This is a genomic window from Rhizobium sp. NZLR8, assembly GCF_019685025.1.
Taxonomy (GTDB): Bacteria; Pseudomonadota; Alphaproteobacteria; order Rhizobiales; family Rhizobiaceae; genus Rhizobium.
Genome location: NZ_JABDVY010000014.1, coordinates 153,814 through 172,341 on the forward strand (window position 1 = coordinate 153,814; position 18,528 = coordinate 172,341).

General features: G+C 64.4%; 16 protein-coding genes and 1 pseudogene. 7 read left to right on the plus strand and 10 right to left on the minus strand.

Going from position 1 to position 18,528, the window contains the following annotated elements; all coding sequences use genetic code 11:
* The first annotated feature begins 194 nt into the window (after nucleotides 1–194).
* The 5 genes from HJB89_RS26090 to glp are packed head-to-tail and all read left to right on the plus strand — an operon-like array spanning nucleotide 195 to nucleotide 5,655.
* The gene (locus HJB89_RS26090; protein WP_221150751.1) at nucleotides 195–2,087 is read left to right on the plus strand and encodes a peptidylprolyl isomerase; all 1,893 of its coding nucleotides are present in this window, start codon (nucleotides 195–197) and stop codon (nucleotides 2,085–2,087) included.
* Between the two features lie 9 nt (nucleotides 2,088–2,096).
* A complete protein-coding gene (gene trpD / locus HJB89_RS26095; RefSeq protein ID WP_207580529.1) occupies nucleotides 2,097–3,113 on the plus strand; it encodes an anthranilate phosphoribosyltransferase in 1,017 nt (338 codons plus the stop codon).
* A 10-nt stretch (nucleotides 3,114–3,123) separates the two neighbouring features.
* Nucleotides 3,124–3,936 carry an indole-3-glycerol phosphate synthase TrpC gene (gene trpC / locus HJB89_RS26100; RefSeq protein WP_221150752.1) on the plus strand — a complete coding sequence of 271 codons (813 nt, stop codon included), beginning with the start codon at nucleotides 3,124–3,126 and terminating at the stop codon, nucleotides 3,934–3,936.
* A gap of 1 nt (nucleotide 3,937) precedes the next feature.
* On the plus strand, nucleotides 3,938–4,435 hold the full coding sequence (gene moaC, locus HJB89_RS26105) for a cyclic pyranopterin monophosphate synthase MoaC (protein WP_221132633.1): 498 nt from the start codon (nucleotides 3,938–3,940) through the stop codon (nucleotides 4,433–4,435).
* Nucleotides 4,432–5,655 carry a gephyrin-like molybdotransferase Glp gene (glp, locus tag HJB89_RS26110; protein WP_221150753.1) on the plus strand — a complete coding sequence of 408 codons (1,224 nt, stop codon included), beginning with the start codon at nucleotides 4,432–4,434 and terminating at the stop codon, nucleotides 5,653–5,655. Before moaC ends, glp begins: the two co-directional genes overlap by 4 nt.
* 10 nt (nucleotides 5,656–5,665) lie before the next feature.
* On the opposite strand, the gene HJB89_RS26115 is transcribed toward glp, so the two are convergent.
* The 5 genes from HJB89_RS26115 to HJB89_RS26135 all read right to left on the minus strand — a co-directional run bounded on the left by HJB89_RS26115 (nucleotide 5,666) and on the right by HJB89_RS26135 (nucleotide 12,250).
* Complete coding sequence (locus HJB89_RS26115; protein WP_221150754.1) at nucleotides 5,666–6,334, minus strand: methyltransferase; 669 nt, start codon at nucleotides 6,332–6,334, stop codon at nucleotides 5,666–5,668.
* Between the two features lie 147 nt (nucleotides 6,335–6,481).
* On the minus strand, nucleotides 6,482–8,497 hold the full coding sequence (locus tag HJB89_RS26120; RefSeq protein WP_221150755.1) for a DEAD/DEAH box helicase: 2,016 nt from the start codon (nucleotides 8,495–8,497) through the stop codon (nucleotides 6,482–6,484).
* 97 nt (nucleotides 8,498–8,594) lie between these two features.
* Complete coding sequence (locus HJB89_RS26125; protein ID WP_221150756.1) at nucleotides 8,595–10,451, minus strand: CHASE2 domain-containing protein; 1,857 nt, start codon at nucleotides 10,449–10,451, stop codon at nucleotides 8,595–8,597.
* 3 nt (nucleotides 10,452–10,454) lie between these two features.
* Nucleotides 10,455–10,973, minus strand: a complete 519-nt coding sequence (locus tag HJB89_RS26130; RefSeq protein WP_207580536.1) for a FecR domain-containing protein — start codon at nucleotides 10,971–10,973, stop codon at nucleotides 10,455–10,457.
* Between the two features lie 131 nt (nucleotides 10,974–11,104).
* On the minus strand, nucleotides 11,105–12,250 hold the full coding sequence (locus HJB89_RS26135) for a citrate synthase (RefSeq protein ID WP_221150757.1): 1,146 nt from the start codon (nucleotides 12,248–12,250) through the stop codon (nucleotides 11,105–11,107).
* Between the two features lie 84 nt (nucleotides 12,251–12,334).
* Between HJB89_RS26135 and HJB89_RS26140 the strand changes: the two genes are divergently transcribed.
* Nucleotides 12,335–13,423 (plus strand): citrate synthase/methylcitrate synthase, encoded by a 1,089-nt coding sequence (locus tag HJB89_RS26140; protein WP_221150758.1) that lies wholly within the window; start codon nucleotides 12,335–12,337, stop codon nucleotides 13,421–13,423.
* 41 nt (nucleotides 13,424–13,464) lie between these two features.
* Here HJB89_RS26140 and HJB89_RS26145 read toward each other — a convergent pair whose 3' ends face one another.
* The 5 genes from HJB89_RS26145 to HJB89_RS26165 form a co-directional block, all read right to left on the minus strand.
* Nucleotides 13,465–13,935, minus strand: coding sequence for an SRPBCC family protein (locus HJB89_RS26145; RefSeq protein WP_221150761.1), 471 nt, complete (start codon nucleotides 13,933–13,935; stop codon nucleotides 13,465–13,467).
* Between the two features lie 74 nt (nucleotides 13,936–14,009).
* The gene (locus HJB89_RS26150) at nucleotides 14,010–15,638 is read right to left on the minus strand and encodes a CTP synthase (protein WP_221132639.1); all 1,629 of its coding nucleotides are present in this window, start codon (nucleotides 15,636–15,638) and stop codon (nucleotides 14,010–14,012) included.
* A 144-nt stretch (nucleotides 15,639–15,782) separates the two neighbouring features.
* On the minus strand, nucleotides 15,783–16,274 hold the full coding sequence (secG, locus tag HJB89_RS26155) for a preprotein translocase subunit SecG (RefSeq protein ID WP_221116011.1): 492 nt from the start codon (nucleotides 16,272–16,274) through the stop codon (nucleotides 15,783–15,785).
* A 119-nt stretch (nucleotides 16,275–16,393) separates the two neighbouring features.
* Nucleotides 16,394–17,164, minus strand: coding sequence for a triose-phosphate isomerase (gene tpiA / locus HJB89_RS26160; protein WP_207580540.1), 771 nt, complete (start codon nucleotides 17,162–17,164; stop codon nucleotides 16,394–16,396).
* Nucleotides 17,165–17,317: 153 nt separating this feature from the next.
* Nucleotides 17,318–18,217 (minus strand): alpha/beta hydrolase, encoded by a 900-nt coding sequence (locus tag HJB89_RS26165; RefSeq protein ID WP_221116012.1) that lies wholly within the window; start codon nucleotides 18,215–18,217, stop codon nucleotides 17,318–17,320.
* Between the two features lie 99 nt (nucleotides 18,218–18,316).
* On the opposite strand from HJB89_RS26165, the pseudogene HJB89_RS26170 reads away from it, so the two are divergent.
* Nucleotides 18,317–18,505, plus strand: a pseudogene (locus tag HJB89_RS26170) (hypothetical protein); the annotation flags it as partial.
* Between the last annotated feature and the right edge of the window lie 23 nt (nucleotides 18,506–18,528).

The window sequence follows — 18,528 nt, forward strand, 5'->3', positions numbered from 1 at the left end:
GGCTTCAACGAAATGGCGGCCCGAAAGGTTCCGCCGCAACCGATCTTTTGTTCGCCGCAGAGCCGCCACGCCGCCGCCGCCGCCCGGCGCAGCTTTTCGCGCGACAAACCCTTCATTTCCTGTCGCGTTTGTTCTAAGGAACGTCAAATGTCCGCCCGCGCGCGGGTTAATGATACTGCGAGGTTTGCGTTTCTATGTTCCATATCCTGAGAAGAGCCGCTCAGACCTGGGTCGCCAAGCTGCTGATGCTTCTGCTGGTCGCGTCCTTCGGCATCTGGGGCGTCTCCCGGTCGCTGATTACCGGCAGCAACAGCACCACGGTCGTGACCGTCGGCGATCAGCATGTGGACGTCAACGAATTCCACCTCGCCTATCAGCGCCAGGTGGCAAGCCTCAGCCAGCAGTTCGGCACGCGCCTCACGCCGGAACAGGCCCGCGCCTTCGGCGTCGAGCAGCAGGTGCTGGCCCAGCTCGTCGCCGGCGCCTCGCTCGATCAGCTTGCCGAAGACATGAACCTCGGGCTGTCTGAAGATCGCCTCGCCCAGTTGATCGCCGATGATCCTGCATTCAAGGCTGTCAACGGCAAGTTCGACCGTGAACTCTTCATCTCGCGCCTGCGCAATGCCAATATCCGCCAGGATGATTACATCAAGGAGCGCAGCAAGGTCGCCGTCCGCAGCCAGGTCGTCGATGCCATCTCGAACGGCTTTACCGCTCCGAAGACGCTGGTCGACGCCCTGAAGCTCTATGGCGGTGAAAGCCGCAGCGTCGACTATCTGCTGCTCACCAACGCCAATATCGAGCCGATCAAGGCGCCTGCCGACGACGTGCTGGCGGCGTGGTTCGAGGGTGTGAAGCAACGCTACCAGGCGCCTGAGTACCGCAAGCTCGTCTATCTCAAGCTGCAGCCCGCCGATATCGCTGACGCAGCGACGGTCGCCGACGACCAGATCCACGAAGCCTTCGACAAGAGCAAGGATACCTACCGCACGCCGGAAAGCCGCACCATCGAACAGCTGACCTTCACCAGCAAGGATCTTGCCACCGCCGCCGAAACGGCCCTGAAGGGCGGCACCAGCTTCGATCAACTGGTCTCCGACCAGGGCAAGACGGCAAGCGACGTACTGCTCGGCGAGTTCACCAAGGACAAGGTTCCCGACCAGGCTGTTGCCGATGCGGCCTTCGCGGTTTCGCGCGATGGCGGCACGACACCTGTGGTCGAGGGCTCCTTCGGTTCCGTCATCCTGCGCATCACCAACATCAAGCTGGAAACGACCAAGAATTTCGACGAGGTGAAGGAGGACATCCGCAAGCAGCTGGCGCTTTCCAATGCCTCTCAGGAAGTGATCAACGTTCATGACCGCATCGAGGATCTGCGCGCCGGCGGCGCCACGCTCGAGGATATCGCCGGCCAGTTGAAGCTGAAGGCCGTGGCCGTCGACGCCGTCGATATGACCGGCGCAGACAAGGACGGCAAAGAGGTCAAGGATATTCCCGTCAAGCAGCAGCTGCTCGGCGAAGCCTTCAAGACCGAGGTCGCCGTCGATGCGCCGCCGCTGCCGATCGGCAATGATGGCTATGTCTGGTTCAACGTCCGCGAAATCACGCCGACCCGCGAGCGCCCGGTCGCCGAGGTGCGCGAAAAGGCGGTCGAGGACTGGACGGCGGAACAGCAGAAAGCCGAACTTGCCAAGAAGGCCGACGAATTGAAGGCCGCAGCCGCCAAGGGCACCGCGCTTGCCGATATCGCAACGCCGCTCGGCATCGCCGTCGAAAGCAAGAGCGGCGTCACCCGCTCAACCGATGATCCGGTGCTTGGCCGCGCCGGCGTCACTGCCGCTTTCTCCGGCCCCATCGATACGGTCGCGAGCGCTGTCGGCGCCGATCCGTCGATGCAGATCCTGATGAAGGTCACAGAGGTCAACAGCGAGCCGACCAGCGATGCGCTGAACAACCGCGATGCCCAGATCACCGCCATGGCCAATGCCGCCGGCGACGATATTCTCGATCAGATGGTCAACCTGCTGCAGACGCAGTACGGCGCGCAGATCAACCAGACGCTCGCCGAACAGGCGACGCTTCGTTAGGAGGCCTTTATGACCGATCTGAAGCCGTTCCTGGCCAAGGCCGCAAGCCGCGAGCCGCTGACGCGTGACGAGGCTCGCGCCGCCTTCGACATCCTGATGTCGGGCCAGGCGACGCCCTCGCAGATCGGCGGCTTCCTGATGGCGCTGCGCGTGCGTGGCGAAACCGTCGACGAGATCGTCGGCGCCGTCACCGCGATGCGCTCGAAGATGCTGACCGTCGAGGCTCCGGCCGATGCGATCGACATCGTCGGCACCGGCGGCGATGCCAGCGGCACCTACAATATCTCGACGCTGGCGGCGCTGATCGTCGCCGGCGCCGGTGTCCCCGTCGCAAAACACGGCAACCGGGCGCTGAGTTCGAAGTCGGGTGCGGCGGACAATCTGGCGGCACTCGGCGTCAAGCTCGATGTCGGCCCCGAGATCATTTCCCGCTGCATCACTGAGGCCGGCGTCGGCTTCATGTTCGCGCAGCTTCATCATTCCGCCATGCGCCATGTCGGCCCATCCCGGGTCGAACTCGGCACCCGCACCATCTTCAACCTGCTCGGGCCGCTCTCCAGTCCGGCCGGCGTCCGCCGCCAGCTGCTGGGGGTCTTCTCGCCGCAATGGCTGGTGCCGCTTGCGGAAGTCATGCGCGATCTCGGCTCCGAATGCGTCTGGGTGGTTCATGGCGACGGCCTCGATGAGATCACCACGACCGGCATCACCAAGGTAGCCGCACTCGAAAACGGCAAGATCCGCACCTTCGAGCTGTCGCCCGCCGATTTCGGCGTCAGCCCCAGCGTGCTTGCCGACATCAAGGGCGGCGATGGTGTCGCCAACGCCGCAGCGCTTCGCGAGGTGCTCAGCGGCGCGAAGAACGCCTATCGCGATATATCGCTTGCCAATGCCGCCGCCTCGCTGGTGATCGCCGGCAAGGTCGAAACGATTCGCGACGGCATGACGCTCGCGGCGCAGTCGCTCGATAGCGGCGCCACCGCGCTCGCTCTCGACAAACTCATCGCCGTTTCCAACGATATCGACTAGGATTACCCCGATGACCGATATCCTGAAGAAGATCGAACTTTACAAGCGTGAGGAGATCGCCGCCGCCAAGGCTGCGGTGTCGCTTGCCGACCTGAAGGCGATGCAGGCCGGCCAGTCCGCCCCGCGTGGCTTCCATCGCGCCCTTGCTGCCAAGCGTGACGCCGGCAATTTCGGTCTGATCGCCGAGATCAAGAAGGCGAGCCCGTCGAAGGGGCTGATCCGCTCGGATTTCGATCCGCCGGCGCTGGCAAAGGCCTACGAAGCCGGTGGCGCGGCCTGCCTTTCCGTGCTGACCGATACGCCGAGCTTTCAGGGTGCGCCGGAATTTCTGACGGCCGCCCGCGCTGCTTGCGCGTTGCCGGCCCTGCGCAAGGATTTCATGTTCGAGACCTATCAGGTGCATGAGGCGCGCGCCTGGGGTGCTGACTGCATCCTGCTGATCATGGCCTCGCTTTCTAATGACGAGGCCGAGCGTCTGCAGGACGAAGCTTTCTCGCTCGGCATGGACGTGCTGGTCGAGGTCCACGACGCCGAGGAGATGGAGCGGGCGCTAAAACTGTCCTCGCCGCTCATCGGCATCAACAACCGCAATCTGCGTACTTTCGAGGTCAGCCTGACTGTCAGCGAGACGCTGGCCGCCATGGTTCCGGCAGACCGGCTCCTCATCGGCGAAAGCGGCATCTTCACCAATGCCGATTGCAAGCGCCTGCAGGCCGTCGATATCAGCACCTTCCTTGTCGGCGAAAGCCTGATGCGAAAGGATGACGTGACGGCCGCCACCCGCGCGCTGCTCTTTGGCGAAGCCGCCATCGCGGCCGAATGATATGAGCGGCGGAAAGGCTAACCTAACGCATATCGATGCCTCCGGCGAGGCGCATATGGTCGACGTTTCCGACAAGGCCGAGACGCTGCGTATCGCCACGGCCGAGGGCTATGTGAAGATGGCGCCGGAAACACTCGCGCTCATTCGACAAGGCAATGCCAAGAAGGGCGATGTGATCGGCACGGCGCGCCTTGCCGGCATCATGGCGGCAAAACGTACCGCCGATCTCATCCCGCTCTGCCATCCGCTGATGCTGACGAAGGTGACCGTCGAGATCGAGGAAGACGCCGCCCTGCCTGGTCTGCGCGTCACGGCAACCGCCAAGTTGACCGGCAAGACCGGTGTGGAGATGGAGGCGTTGACCGCCGTCTCGGTCGCCTGCCTTACGATCTACGATATGGCCAAGGCCGCCGACAAGACAATGGAGATCGGCGGCGTCAGGCTGCTCGAAAAATCCGGCGGCAAGTCGGGCAATTTCCGTCATCCGGAGGCGAGATGAACCTTCTCCCGGTCGCCGAGGCGCAGAACCGTCTCCTGTCCCGCGCCAAGCCCGTCGAAGCCTCTGAAACGCTGCCACTTATCGATGCCGAAGGCCGCGTCCTGGCCGTCGATCTCAAGGCAGGCCTGACCCAGCCGCCCTTCAACTCCTCCGCTATGGATGGTTACGCCCTACGTCGCGAAGACGCGCCGGAGCCGGGCGCCTTGCTGAAGCTGATCGGCACCTCCGCCGCCGGCCATGCCTTCCAAGGCGAGGTCAGCAAAGGCGAGACCGTCCGCATCTTCACCGGCGCCCCAGTTCCCGCAGGCGCCGACAGCGTCCTTCTGCAGGAGGATGCCGAGAAGACTGAAGGCGGCATCCGAACCAATTTTCCTGTGCGGCAGGGCCAGCATGTGCGTCCCCGCGGCCAGGATTTTGCCGAAGGCGAAGCCGTGCTGTCGGCCGGCACAGTGCTTGATTTCTCGCGGCTGACGGTCGCTGCCGGCATGAACCGGCCCGATGTCGAGATTCTCAAACGCCCGCTGATCGCCATCCTTGCGACCGGCGACGAATTGCTGCCGCCCGGAAGCGCGCCCGGCCCGTCGCAGATCATCGCATCCAATACATTCGGTATTGCAGCCCTTGCCCGCAAAGCCGGCGCCGAGGTGCTCGATCTCGGCATTGTCCCGGACGACAAAGCCAGGATCACCGCGGCGATCGACGCGGCGCGAGACGCCGAGGCCGATGTCATCGTCACGCTCGGCGGCGCTTCGGTCGGCGACCACGATCTGGTGCAGGCGACGCTGATCGAGGCCGGCATGCAGCTGGATTTCTGGCGCATCGCCATGCGTCCCGGCAAACCGCTGATGGTCGGCAGCTTCGGCGAGACCCATGTGCTCGGCCTGCCCGGCAATCCGGTATCGAGCCTCGTCTGCTCGCTGCTCTTCCTGGAGCCGCTGATCCGCAAACTCGCCTCCCTGCCGCCGGTGCGGCGCGAGACAATGGTGGAGGCAGCCGTCACGCTGCGCGTCAATGACCACCGCCAGGACTATATCAGGGCGAAACTCTCGAAATCCGCCGCCGGGAACTGGCTCGCCGAACCCTTCGACAAACAGGATTCGTCGATGATGAAGGTGTTTGCGCAAGCCGATTGCCTGATCATCCGCCCGCCGCATGCACCGGAGCTACCGGCTGGAGCGCCCTGCCCGGTCATGCTGTTGCGGCCGGATCTTCTGGCATAATCGCAGCCTTTCAGCCATCTCCGGCAAGTGAAAAGACGCCTGCCGGCACCACCTTGCCCCCCGTACTCGCGCCGAAATCTGCGACCGCATGGGTCGCGATTCGCCTAAGGTGTCCCTGCGGTAGATAAGCGCGCTCGGGATCGCCGATCAGCACCTCGATGCCGCTCGCTTGGCAACGCTGCAAGAAATCCATCACCCGCAAGGCAAGTGCGGGATCGTAGAACAGGTCGCCGACAACGACGAGATCAGTCTCCTCCGGCGGCGGCGCCTCGATGATATCGGCGGCGACGGCTACGATCTTCACGCCGTTGATCGCCGCGTTGAGACCGATTGCGGCGATGGCATTGGCATCGACATCGACCGCCGTGACCGTAGCAGCTCCGGCCTTCGCCGCCGCGATGGCGACGAGCCCGGAGCCGGCGCCAAGGTCGAGGACGCGGCGCCCCGCGACCACCTCGGGGCGATCGAGCAGATGGCGGGCAAGCACGGCGCCGCCGGCCCAGGGATAAGCCCAGTAGGGCGGCGGATCGGTTTCTCCCCGGCCGGCAAGTCGCCAGAGCCCGCTCGCAGGGCCTGCCATATAGAGCAGGATTTCGGAAATGGCCGGAACGGGGGAGATTGGCAGATTGGCCTGGATGAAGGCGGCCGGATCGGGACGTGGAATGCCGGAGCGTTTCATCGTCGTCCTGCTCCTGGCCCGCTATAAAACTAACGATTCAATAGTTCTTCATGGCGAGATGCGGCATGCCGCCGTCGAGAAATTCCGCTTGCGGCTAGCCGTCAGATAAAGCCCTCCGCCTGAACCGGCGAAGGGCCTGCGGCGCAATCAGCCGGGCTTCTTCTTCGAAAACTTGCCCTTCGGCCCGGCGCCGCCCTTGCCTTCATATTTCGGGCGTTCGGATTTGGCGCCTTCGGATTTCCCGCCTTCGAATTTCGGCTTGTCGTATTTTGGCTTGTCGAATTTCGGCCCATCAAATTTAGGCTTATCGGATCTCGGGCCATCGAAGCCGGGCTTGCCCGGTTTCTTGCTCCAGGGCTTGGTGTCCTGTCTTTGCTGGCCGCTATTGTCAGCTGCAGCATATCCGCCGCCCGGAGCCTTGCCGAACTTGTTGTTCGGGCGTTCCTCGCGGAATGTGTCGCCCGGTCGCTCGTCACGCGACGACTTGCCGGCATAGGGCTTTGGCGACGGCGCCCGGCTGAAATCCGGCGTGCCGGAAAGCTTTGTCACACGGATGCCGCGTTCGAGCGCCTTGTTCGGTCCGATCGCTGCCAGGAAGCTTTCGGCACTCGCTGCTGCGATCTCCACAAAGGTTTCCTCAGGCTGCATCTTGATCGCACCGATCTCGCGCTTCGTGACATTGCCGTTGCGGCAGAGCATCGGAATCAGCCAGCGCGGCTCGGCATTCTGCTTGCGTCCGACCGAAACGGAGAACCAGACGCTGGCGCCGAAATCCTCGCGCGGTCCCCTCTGTGCCGGCTCGAACGGCTCGGCATTGTCGCGGCGCTTGCGGCTGCGATCGTCCTGCACGGTAACCTCGAGGAGGTCTTCCGGCGCCGAATGATTGGTGCGGTAGAGGCGCAGGAAGGCGGCGGCTAGCTTTTCGGCTCCGTGGCTGGCGAGTAGCTGCTGTACCAGCCCCTGTTCTTCTTCCTGCGGCGCTTCGCTGAAGATCGGATCGGCGAGCAGCCGCTCGTCGTCGCGCTCATTGACCTCCTCGGCCGACGGCGGCCGCGCCCAGGCAGCCGAAATTCCGGCATTCTCGAGCAAGCGCTCCGCCTTGCGCCGTGCATTCAGCGGCACGATCATAGCGCTGATGCCCTTGCGTCCGGCACGGCCGGTGCGGCCGCTGCGGTGCAGCAGCGTATCCGGATTGGTCGGCAGATCGGCATGGATGACGAGATCGAGGCCCGGCAGGTCGATGCCGCGAGCGGCGACGTCGGTCGCGATGCAGACGCGGGCGCGCCCGTCGCGCATCGCCTGCAACGCGTGAGTGCGTTCGTTCTGCGTCAGCTCGCCGGAAAGCGCCACCACGGCGAAATTGCGGTTGTTGAAGCGCGCGGTCAGATGATTGACGGCGGCGCGCGTCGAGCAGAAGACGATGGCGTTGGTCGCCTCGTAATAACGCAGCACGTTGATGATCGCGTTCTCGCGGTCGCTGGGGGCCACCATGAGCGCGCGATATTCGATGTCGATATGCTGCTTTGCCTCAGCCGCGGTGCTGATGCGCACGGCGTTGCGCTGGTAGCTCTTGGCAAGCTTGGCGATCGCCGCCGGCACCGTTGCCGAAAACATCAGCGTCCGGCGTTCATCCGGCGCCGCATCGAGAATGAATTCCAGGTCTTCGCGGAAGCCGAGATCCAGCATTTCGTCGGCCTCGTCAAGGACGGCGGCCTTCAGTTCCGACATGTCGAGCGCCCGGCGGCGGATATGGTCGCAGAGGCGGCCGGGCGTGCCGACGACGATATGGGCGCCGCGTTCGAGCGAGCGGCGCTCGCTGCGGATATCCATGCCGCCGACGCAGCTGGCGATCACCGCGCCGGTCAGCTCAAACAGCCAGTCGAGCTCGCGCTTCACCTGCAGGGCAAGCTCACGCGTCGGGGCGATGACGAGCGCCAGCGGCGCGCCGGCATTGCCGAAACGCTCACTGCCCTCAAGCAGGGTCGGTGCCAGCGCCAGGCCGAAGGCGACGGTCTTGCCGGAGCCGGTCTGGGCCGAGACCAGCGCGTCGGAAGCGGCGAGCGCCGGATCGAGCATTGCCTTCTGCACCGGGGTGAGTTCGGCGTAACCGCGCTTCTGCAACGCCTTGGCGATCGCCGGAACGACGCCGTTGAATTCTGTCATGAGTTCGATCTTTCGGAGCTGTCAGGCGCGAAATGCGCCATGGCCGGAGCCAGCCGGCGGGTATTTGCGCCGTTCCTAGCCGCTCCCGCCGCGATTGTCAAAGCGTGCGGCTGCGCCACAGCCACGCGTCGATATGCCTTGCCCGGCCGCGCAGCGTCGTTTCCAACGGACCCTCCATGCGGCCCGCCTGCAGCAACGCGCTGTCGGGGCCGGCCGCGCGGACGATTTCGGCGCTCAGCGCCAGCTCGACGCCATGGCGGGCGGCGACCTCCATCAGGCGGCTACCGACGTTGATGGTGTCGCCTGCCGCGGTGATCTGTTGCCGGTCGCCGGTGCCAAGGCGCGAGGCGACGATCGGGCCGCAATGGGCGCCGACCTTGAAGCCGATCCTCTTCTCCGCGAAGCCTCCGTGCGATCCAAGCCAGGCCCGCGTGCGCTCACACAGGCTGACGGCGCAGGCAGCGGCCCGGGCGGCATCGTCATCGGCAGGCTCCGGCAGGCCGAACAGGATCATCGCCCCGTCGCCCATGAAGCTGGTGATGGCGCCGCCGTGGGCGCGCGCCTCCTCATCGACCAGTTCGAAGAATCCGCTCAGAACCTCGCTCACCTTGACCGGGCCGAGGTTTTCGCTGAGGCCGGTGAAACCCGAGAGATCGATGAAGATGACGGCAGCGTTCTGGCGCACCGGTGCGGCGAGGAAATTTGGATCGCGTGCCAGCCACTCGCCGAGGCCGGGCGCCTCGATGCGCTGCAGCAACGCGCTCTGCTCGGCAAAATGGCGGGCGCGGCCGCGGTCGAGCCAGAGTTCGGCTGCACCGAAGATCAGCGCCGGCGGCAGCGCTGCGGCGATCGGCAGCGCCGCGCTCAGCCAATAACCATGCGCAAAGGCCGAAAGATTGAGCAGCGCCCAGACGATCAGCGTCAACACGATGATGAGATAGCCCATAGCACTCCGTCGCCAGGCAATCAGCGAAACGAGCACGAGCGGCAGGCCGACGGCGATGCCGGCATCGATCAGCCTTATCCGGTGGTCGCGCACCATGCCGTCGCCGCTGACGAGATGGGTGATCGCCGTCGACATCACCTCGACGCCGGGCATAACCGGATCGAACGGCGTCGGGAAGACGTCGCCGCCGCCGGTGACCGTCGAGCCGATGACGACGATGCGGCCGGCAACCGCATCGGCCGAAAGCGTGCCATCCAGCCCATCGGCCGCGCTGAAGGTGGCGATGCTGCCGTGCCCGCCATAGAAGGTCACCGGCAGCCGCTGGCCGATATCGGTGGGGATACGCAGCTTTCCGAGCATGATGGCATCGGGTTCGATGCTGGGGTCGACGCCGAGCGCCACCGAAGCGGCGCGCAGCGGAAAGGCCGGATCCAATCGATCCGCGGCGCGTGAGATCAGCGGAATGTACCGCGGCGTGCCGGTCTGGTCGGTTGCGACATTGACGATGCCGACGGCGGCGGCCTCGGCAAAGCGGGGAAGCGGCAACAGAAGCTGACCTGCCTCGGGGATGGCGGCGAGCGGATCGTTGGCGGCATCGGTGACCTGCTGGCTGCTTCTGGTGAAGGTGGCTGCGGCCGCAATCACGCTCGGCCCCTGGGCAAGGGCGGTAGCCAGCGCCGCATCGCCCTCCTCCGGCCCGGGATCGACCAGCAGAATGTCGAGCGCCAGGGCCTTCGGCTTCAAGGCGTTGATTGCGCTGACAAGGCGCGCAAGTGTGGCCCGATCAAGGGGGTAACCGTGGGACGCCGCGGTGCGGTCGTCGATGGCGACGATCGAGACGCCGGGAGGCGGCGTTTTCGCCCCGACGATAACGCTGCGGATATCGGTGAGCGAGGCCTCCATCCGGTCGAGAAGGCCGCTTCCGGCAGTGAGATTGGCATAGCCGAGCGCAGCTCCCCAAAGGCCGGCGAAAAACAGCGCGATCACCGTCTGCAGGCGATGGTTCATCGATTACTGGCCGAGGCGGGCAAGGAGAGCGGCGGCGCGCGGCGCCGGCCAGCGACGCACGATGAGGGGTTCCGTTCCGGCACTGACATCGACGCCCTCGCCCGGCGACAGCACCACCTGCTCGCCAGCCGGTCGGCGGACCGCGACGCTGCCTCGCACGACCAGCACCGAGGTCTTGCCGCCTGCGACGTCGACGGCCCATTGCGTGCCGCGCACGGCGGCGATCGCCTGCGGCGTCACCACCTCAAAACCACTCGCGTGCTGGCTGCTGTCGACATCGACGAGGATGGCCTTGCGCCGCAGCGACGCTGAATCGGGGCTGCCGTCACGGTTGCGGTCGGCTAGGCGGAAGGAGGCGCCGGCCTCCGCCGTGATCTTTACTCCGCCGGGACAAGTGAACACCTGGCGGGCGCCGGCGTCGCGCGAGATCGTGCAGCCGGCAGACTGCGCAAAGGCCGCCTCATGTGGAATGAGGCCGACAGCGAGTGCGGCGGCAAGCAGGCTGCGAAGTTTCGTATTCATGGAAAGGCCCCCATGACCGTGCGGGCAGCTTTTTCCAAAGCGTCCGCCAACCGTCTTCTTCCATGGCAGGCATGATAGCCGAATTCGGATAATTCCCTAGGTAAAAAAGCAAACCGCCACAATCGCCAGCATTAGCGGCTGGTGTTGGTATCCGGCGCTGGTCCGGCATAACGCGCCCGCGGCCGGATCAATTCGCCGCTGTCGATCTGCTCCATCGCATGCGCAAGCCAACCGGCGGAACGAGCGAGCGAGAACATGATGATCGGCGCCTCCTTTGGAAGATCGAAGGCGGCGGCCATCGCGGCAAGCGCGAAATCGAGATTGACCTTCTCGCCGACCATTGCTTCGCCCGCATCACGAAGGTCTGCAAATTCCAGCGGCAGGGGAAAATGCGAGAGCAGCGCAATAGCCCTGATATCGCCGTCGGGATAGAGCGGATGGCCAAAGGCCGACAGGCGATGGCCCTGAGCAAGCGTGCGGCGGATCGCCTGCTCGGCCCCGAGGGTGACAGCGGCTTCGATCAAGGCGTCGACACCCTGCCAGGCGGCGCCATGCAGTGGCCCGGTCAGCGTTGCCAGTCCGGAAAGCACGGCGGCCGAAAGCGCGGCACCCGTCGATGCCGTGACCCGCGCCGCAAAAGTCGAGGCGTTGAGTTCGTGATCGGCAAGCAGCACCAGCGCCCGACGCAGGCAATCGGCAGCATCCGGCCGCTGCCAGCTTTCCGCAAGCCGCAGATGCAGCGGCCGATCCGATGGCCCCGGCGCCAGAGCATCGGCGACGGTGGAGAGGACTCCCTGCGCCTCGCGGCGAAGTGCCGCCTGCGATCGGCCGAGCGACGGCAGATCCGATGTCACCCGCCCTGCCAGCGCAAGGAAAGCAGCCTGAAGCGACGGAGCGGCGTACCCGGCGCCGGCGCCGGAGAACACCGCTTCCGCACCGTTCCAAAGCAGTGCCGCCGTCTGCTCCAGCGTCGCTGCCTCGGCAAAAACGGCCGCATCGAGTCCGCGATAGGAAAGCCGCCCATTGATAATGGTGGAGATTGCCGACGAGAGAACCGGATCGCCCCACTTTATCGCCTCGGCGGCAACGGTTTCGGTCTTGCGGCGGCCGGCATGACGCTCGGCAAGCCGCTGCACGTCGGTCGCCTGGTAGAGGCTGCGGCGTGGGTCGGTGGGATCGGCCTTGGCACGGATGCGACCGCGGCTGACATTGGCGTAGAGCGTCTGCGGCTTGGTCTTCAGCGCCCGTAGCGCCTCCTCGGCGGTCAGCCACGACATCGGAGCCTCATATTGATCAATTACGTCAAGATTGACGTCAATGAGACTAGGTTGGATCATCCCGGCCGTAAAGGAGAAAACACTATGAAAAACGGCTTGGAAGATGTCATCGCCGCCGAAACGCAGCTCTCGGATGTGGATGGCGAAGCGGGGCGACTGGTCATCCGCGGCATATCGCTGGATCATCTGGTCTTAGACGGCACCTATGAAGGTGTCGCCGCGCTATTGCTCGACGGGCTGATGGAACGAAGCTTCGGTGAAACAGAATTGCGCGGCTGGCTGGCGAAAGCCCGAACTGGGGTGTTCGATCATATCAAGGCTGCCGATACCGCCCTGCTCGCCCTGCCCCCGGTCGATGCGATGCGGGCACTGATCGCCCGGCTGCCAGACGGTGAGGATTTCGATACAGCGCTCAGCCTTCTGGCAGCGCCCGCCGTCTTCCTGCCGGCGGTTCTGCGCCTGCAGCGCGGCGAAAAACCGATCAGGCCCGACGCCTCGCTGCCGCAGGCGGCCGATATCCTGCGCATGCTGACCGGCAAATTGCCGACCAGGGAGCAGACGGCGGCGCTCGACGCCTACCTCGTGACGATATCGGACCATGGCCTCAATGCCTCGACCTTCGCATCGCGCGTCATCGCCTCCACTCAAGCCGGCCTCACCTCTTCGGTCCTGGCGGCGCTGAGCGCGCTGAAGGGGCCGCTGCATGGCGGCGCGCCCGGTCCGGTACTGGACATGCTGGACGCGATCGGAACGGCCGAGAATGCCGGGCTATGGCTAGGCGAAGCGCTTGATCGCGGCGAACGGCTGATGGGCTTCGGCCACCGCATCTACCGCGTCCGCGATCCGCGTGCCGATGCGCTGAAGGGCGCCCTGAAGCAGCTGCTCGCCACCGGGCAGGTCGACAGCGCCCGCGGCGCGCTGGCGGAAGCCGTGGAAGCGGCCGCCTTGGCGATCCTGAAGCTGCGCAAGCCCAACCGGCCGCTCGACGTCAATGTCGAGTTCTACACGGCGCTTCTGCTGGAAACGCTCGGCTTCCCGCGGCAGGCCTTCACCGGCGTCTTCGCGATCGGCCGCACGGTCGGATGGCTGGCGCATGCCCGCGAACAGGCGCTCGACGGTCGGCTGATTCGCCCGCGATCGGTCTATATCGGCCCGCTGCCGGCCGCTGCCTGAAGACTGAAATGGGCGGCGGGGCGTGTCCCCGCCACCAACCGTCAACCGCCGACGAAAGCAGCCAGGTTGTCTGGCGTCAAACGGCACCCTTCCTCATTGTCTTCAAGGCGGATGCCGGAGGGAATGTTGTCGCAGGCCATCGTCACATCGGTGCCACCATCCACCGGTGACAATGTCGTGCTGACCATCATCTCGCCGGAAAAGCCTTCATCTTCGGAATCGAAGACTGTAGCCCAGACGATCCGCTCATCAGGCACGAGTCTTGCGAAACGGCCTTCGAACCTGTCGGTCTTGTCGGAGGTCTTGCCCGGCTGCGACGTCTCGTCATCAGGATAGACGAGCGACATGCTGAATGCGCCGCCTTCCCTGCCTTTGAAAGCATGGATGATCCCGCGCATCGAACCGGGCGGAAGCCAGGTGGCGACCGCCTCCGCATCCAGGAAGGCACGGTAGATGCGCTCAGGCGGCGCGGCGATGAAGCGCGAAACGGTCGTGCTGCGTTGGGTGGCCATGCCGGCAAAATAGAGCACCACAAGCACTTGCCCAGATCGCGCCTGAAATCGCGCGATCTGGATCATCATTGTGATTAGACGAGGCGGCTCTGTTCCGTTGCCGCTTCGATGAAGCTGGCAAACAGCGGATGCGGGTCGAGCGGCCGGCTCTTCAGTTCCGGGTGATACTGCACGCCGATGAACCAAGGGTGATCGGCATATTCGATCGTCTCCGGCAGCACACCATCCGGCGACATGCCGGAGAAGACGAGGCCGCAGCTCTCGAGCCGGTCCTTGTAGTCGACATTGACCTCGTAGCGGTGGCGATGACGCTCGGAAATATCGGTGGAACCGTAGATATCCGCGATCTTCGTGCCCTTCTTCAGCGCCGCCTTGTAAGCGCCGAGACGCATCGTGCCGCCGAGATCGCCGGCTGCCGTGCGCTTCTGCAACTCGTTGCCCTTGACCCATTCGGTCATCAGGCCGACCACCGGCTCCTTGGACGGGCCGAACTCGGTCGAGGACGCGCCCGATACGTCGGCGAGATTGCGCGCCGCCTCGATGACGGCCATCTGCATGCCGAAGCAGATGCCGAAATATGGCACCTTGCGTTCGCGGGCGAAGCGGGCTGCGTGGATCTTGCCTTCCGAACCGCGTTCGCCGAATCCGCCCGGCACGAGGATGCCATGCACCTTTTCGAGATAGGGCGCCGGATCTTCCTTTTCGAAGACCTCGGACTCGATCCATTCGAGCTTGACCTTGACGCGATTGGCGATGCCGCCGTGATGCAGCGCCTCGATCAGCGATTTATAGGCATCTTTGAGGCCGGTATATTTGCCGACGATCGCGATCGTCACCTCGCCCTCCGGCGTGCGGATGCGGTTGCAGACCTCTTCCCACGGGTCGAGACGCGGCTTCGGAGCCGGCTCGATGCCGAAGGCAGCCAGCACTTCGTCGTCCAGGCCTTCCTTGTGGTAGGCGATCGGCACATCGTAGATGTTGGCTACGTCGAGCGCCTGGATGACGGCGGACGGGCGCACGTTGCAGAACAGCGAGAGCTTACGGCGCTCTGCTTCCGGAATTTCGCGGTCGGCGCGCACCAGCAGGATATCGGGATGAATGCCGAGCGCCTGCAATTCCTTCACCGAATGCTGGGTCGGCTTGGTCTTCAGTTCGCCGGCCGCCGGAATGTAGGGCATCAGCGTCAGGTGGACGTAGACGGCGGTGCCGCGCGGCAGGTCGTTGCCGAGCTGGCGGATCGCCTCCATGAAGGGCATCGCCTCGATGTCGCCGACCGTGCCGCCGATCTCGCAGATGACGAAGTCGTATTCGTCATTGCCCTCGATGACGAAATCCTTGATCTCGTTGGTGACGTGCGGGATGACCTGCACCGTCGCGCCGAGATAGTCGCCGCGCCGTTCCTTGTCGATGATGTTCTTGTAGATGCGGCCGGTGGTGATGTTGTCGGTCTTGGTCGCCGAACGCCCCGTGAAGCGTTCGTAGTGGCCGAGATCGAGATCGGTTTCCGCGCCGTCGTCGGTGACGAAGACCTCGCCGTGCTGGGTCGGGCTCATCGTGCCCGGGTCCACGTTCAGATAGGGGTCGAGCTTGCGAAGCCGGACCCGATATCCACGGGCCTGTAGCAACGCTCCGAGAGCCGCGGCCGCAATTCCTTTTCCGAGAGAGGAAACCACGCCGCCAGTGATGAATACGTATCGCGCCATGGGATTCACCGGATACCTTTTCAAAAACGATTCCACCAGCCCCAAAAATTCTTTTCCGGAATTTTCGAAGCGTGGCGAAGGAATCTGAACAAAAGAAAACCGGCAGACCCGAGGGCCTGCCGGCGGTTTATGTCGAAGACCGGCTTACTGTCCCGTCGGGACGCCGGCGGGCTGAGCCGGTGCCGGCGCGGTTGCGGCCGGAGCCGTCGTGGAAGGTGCGGTAGCCGCGGGGGCCTGCGCTGCCGGAGCCTGAGTTGCCGGCGCTGGTGCGGCAGGCGTTGCCGCCCCGCTGCTCGGAACGCCGTTGCCGGCCGGCTGACCTGCCGGCGCCTTCGCACCGCCGCCGAGCGAATCGAGAATGCCGTTGCCCTGCCCGCCCGTTGCCGGAATGCGGTCCAGAATATCGCTCGGACGGCCTTGGTAACGCGTCAGTATCCCGAGGCCGAGCGAGGTCAGGAAGAACAGCGTCGCCAAGATCGCGGTGGTGCGCGTCAGCGCATTGGCCGTGCCGCGGGCCGACATGAAGCCCGAACCGCCGCCGATGCCGAGGCCGCCGCCTTCAGAGCGCTGGATGAGCACGACGCCGACGAGCGCGAGCACGATCATGAGATGAATGACAATCAATACGGTCTGCATGGGTCCAGTCCTGCCCGCCTGGAGACGGACATAAGTAAGAATTCTGGCGGCTCTTTACATGAGGCTTTGATCTATTCCAAGCCCTTCGGCCCGGAATAAACTTGGGAATTCACAATGCCTCAGGCGAGCAGCGCCTCATAGGCCCGGTAGATGGCGAGGAAGTCGGCTGCTTTCAAGCTCGCCCCGCCGATCAGCGCACCGTCGACATTGGCGATGCCCATCAGCTCGCCGGCATTGGCCGGCTTGACCGAGCCGCCGTAGAGAAGGCGCATCTTGCGGCCTTCATCGCCGAAGCGGGCCACTAGCTCGGCGCGCATGAAGGCATGCGCCTTTTCGACATCGCCTGATGTCGGCGTCACACCGGTGCCAATCGCCCAGATCGGCTCGTAGGCGATGACCGTGCTCTCGGCGATGGCGCCGTCCGGAACCGAGGCGGAAAGCTGACGCTTGATGACGTCGAGCGCCTGGCCGGTCCGGCGTTCATCCGCCGTCTCGCCGATGCAGATGATCGCCGTCAGCCCGGCGGCGAAGGCAGCCTCCGCCTTGGCGCGGACCAGATGATCCGTTTCAGCATGGTCGGTGCGCCGCTCGGAGTGGCCGACGATGACATACGTGCCGAAACAATCGGCAATCATCTCGGCCGAGATGTCGCCGGTATGCGCGCCTGACGGGTTCTGATGGCAGTCCTGGGCGCCGATCGCCAGCGGGCTGTCGGTGCAGAGCGCCGTCGCCACGTAAAGCAGCGTCGTCGGCGGGCAGATCAGCGCTTCGACCTTGTCGGCCAGCGGCGAGGAAACACCCTCGGCGATCGTCTTGATCTGATCCAGGGAGGCACGCATGCCATTCATTTTCCAGTTTCCCGCCACGAGCGGGCGCACGTCAGGTGTCATGCCAGCCTTCCAAATTCTGCATATGCCCAAATTCTGCATATGCATTGGGCAATATCAAAAGCGCGCGGCAAAGAAAAGCATCATGCCCTTGACGTAAGGGGAATCTCGGCGATCCAGCCTATATTTCTGCCGAAAAATGCTAGGGAGCCCGCTTCAGCCGGCGAGAATCCAGTTCAAGACCCGGCGCCAGTCGATCATCCGGATCGGCGTGCCGTGATTTCCGGTCTCAAACAGCGTGAACCGTGTCGGATATTTTGCCTTGTGCAGGCTTTCGAACAGCGCCTGCTGGTCGCTGGCGGCATAGACCGGGTCGCGGCTGCCGTGCGCGAACCAGAGCGGCAGCTTCGCCTTGTAGAAGGCGCTCCTGGTGAAATCGGGATCGGCGACGCCGCTCATAACAAGCATGCCCTTCAGCCGCTTGACGCTGTCGCCGTCGCGCGCAATGCCCCAGCAGACCTGGCTGCCCATTGAGGCGCAGGAAAGGATGACCGGCCGGCCCGGCGATTGGGCGCTGGCATAACGGATGAGGCCGGTGATTGCCGCAACGCCATTGCTGTCGAAACTCCTGACCGTCGGCGAATAATAAACGCCGCCATTGCCGGCGACGAGGTTCTTCAGCCGGTTGAAATTGCCGCCGAAGCTGTAATCGTTGGCGCCCAGCCGGCGATCGCCGTCGCGGCCATGGATGAAAATTACCGTGAAGGCGGCATTTTCGGCCGGTCCCACCCTGGTGACATCGAGCCTGATGCCGACGAGAGGCAGCGTCTCGTCGGCTTGAGCCTTGCGGATGCCAAGCGCCACATATTTCTGCTGCACTCGCTTTTGCGGGATCTGGTCGCGACCGTTGATATCGCGCATCTCGTTATAGTCGATGACCTCGAATGCACCGTCATCGCCTGTCTGCAGCGTGGCCTGCTTCGAAAACAGATCGTCCTTGAAAGGCGGCAGCGCATCGGCCGCCCGCGCCGGCCCGACAGCAGACAGGATGGCCGCGGACAAGAAAAACGCCGCAATTGCGGTGATGATGGTGCAATCACTTGTGGACATTCGCATTCGGATGGCTCCTGAAGCCTGCCGCCGCTTGCCATTCCGCGCCCGGCAACGCAAATCATTTGGGAAAAGCCGCCAAAACCGGCGGTGTCGCGTATAGAGGTGCTTTCTGGCAAAATCTGCCTGATTCGCAAACGTGACATGAAATGCGGTGATTTTGGGTCGGCGGCGGATGCCCGCCCAAGACAGGATGAAGATCTGAACGGATCCATGGACGATAGCAACGACCTCTTTTCCGGAATGCCCCTCTCTGAAAAACGCGAGGAGGCGCAGAAGCCTGCCGCGCCGGCCGGGCTGATGCTCCGGCAGTAGGG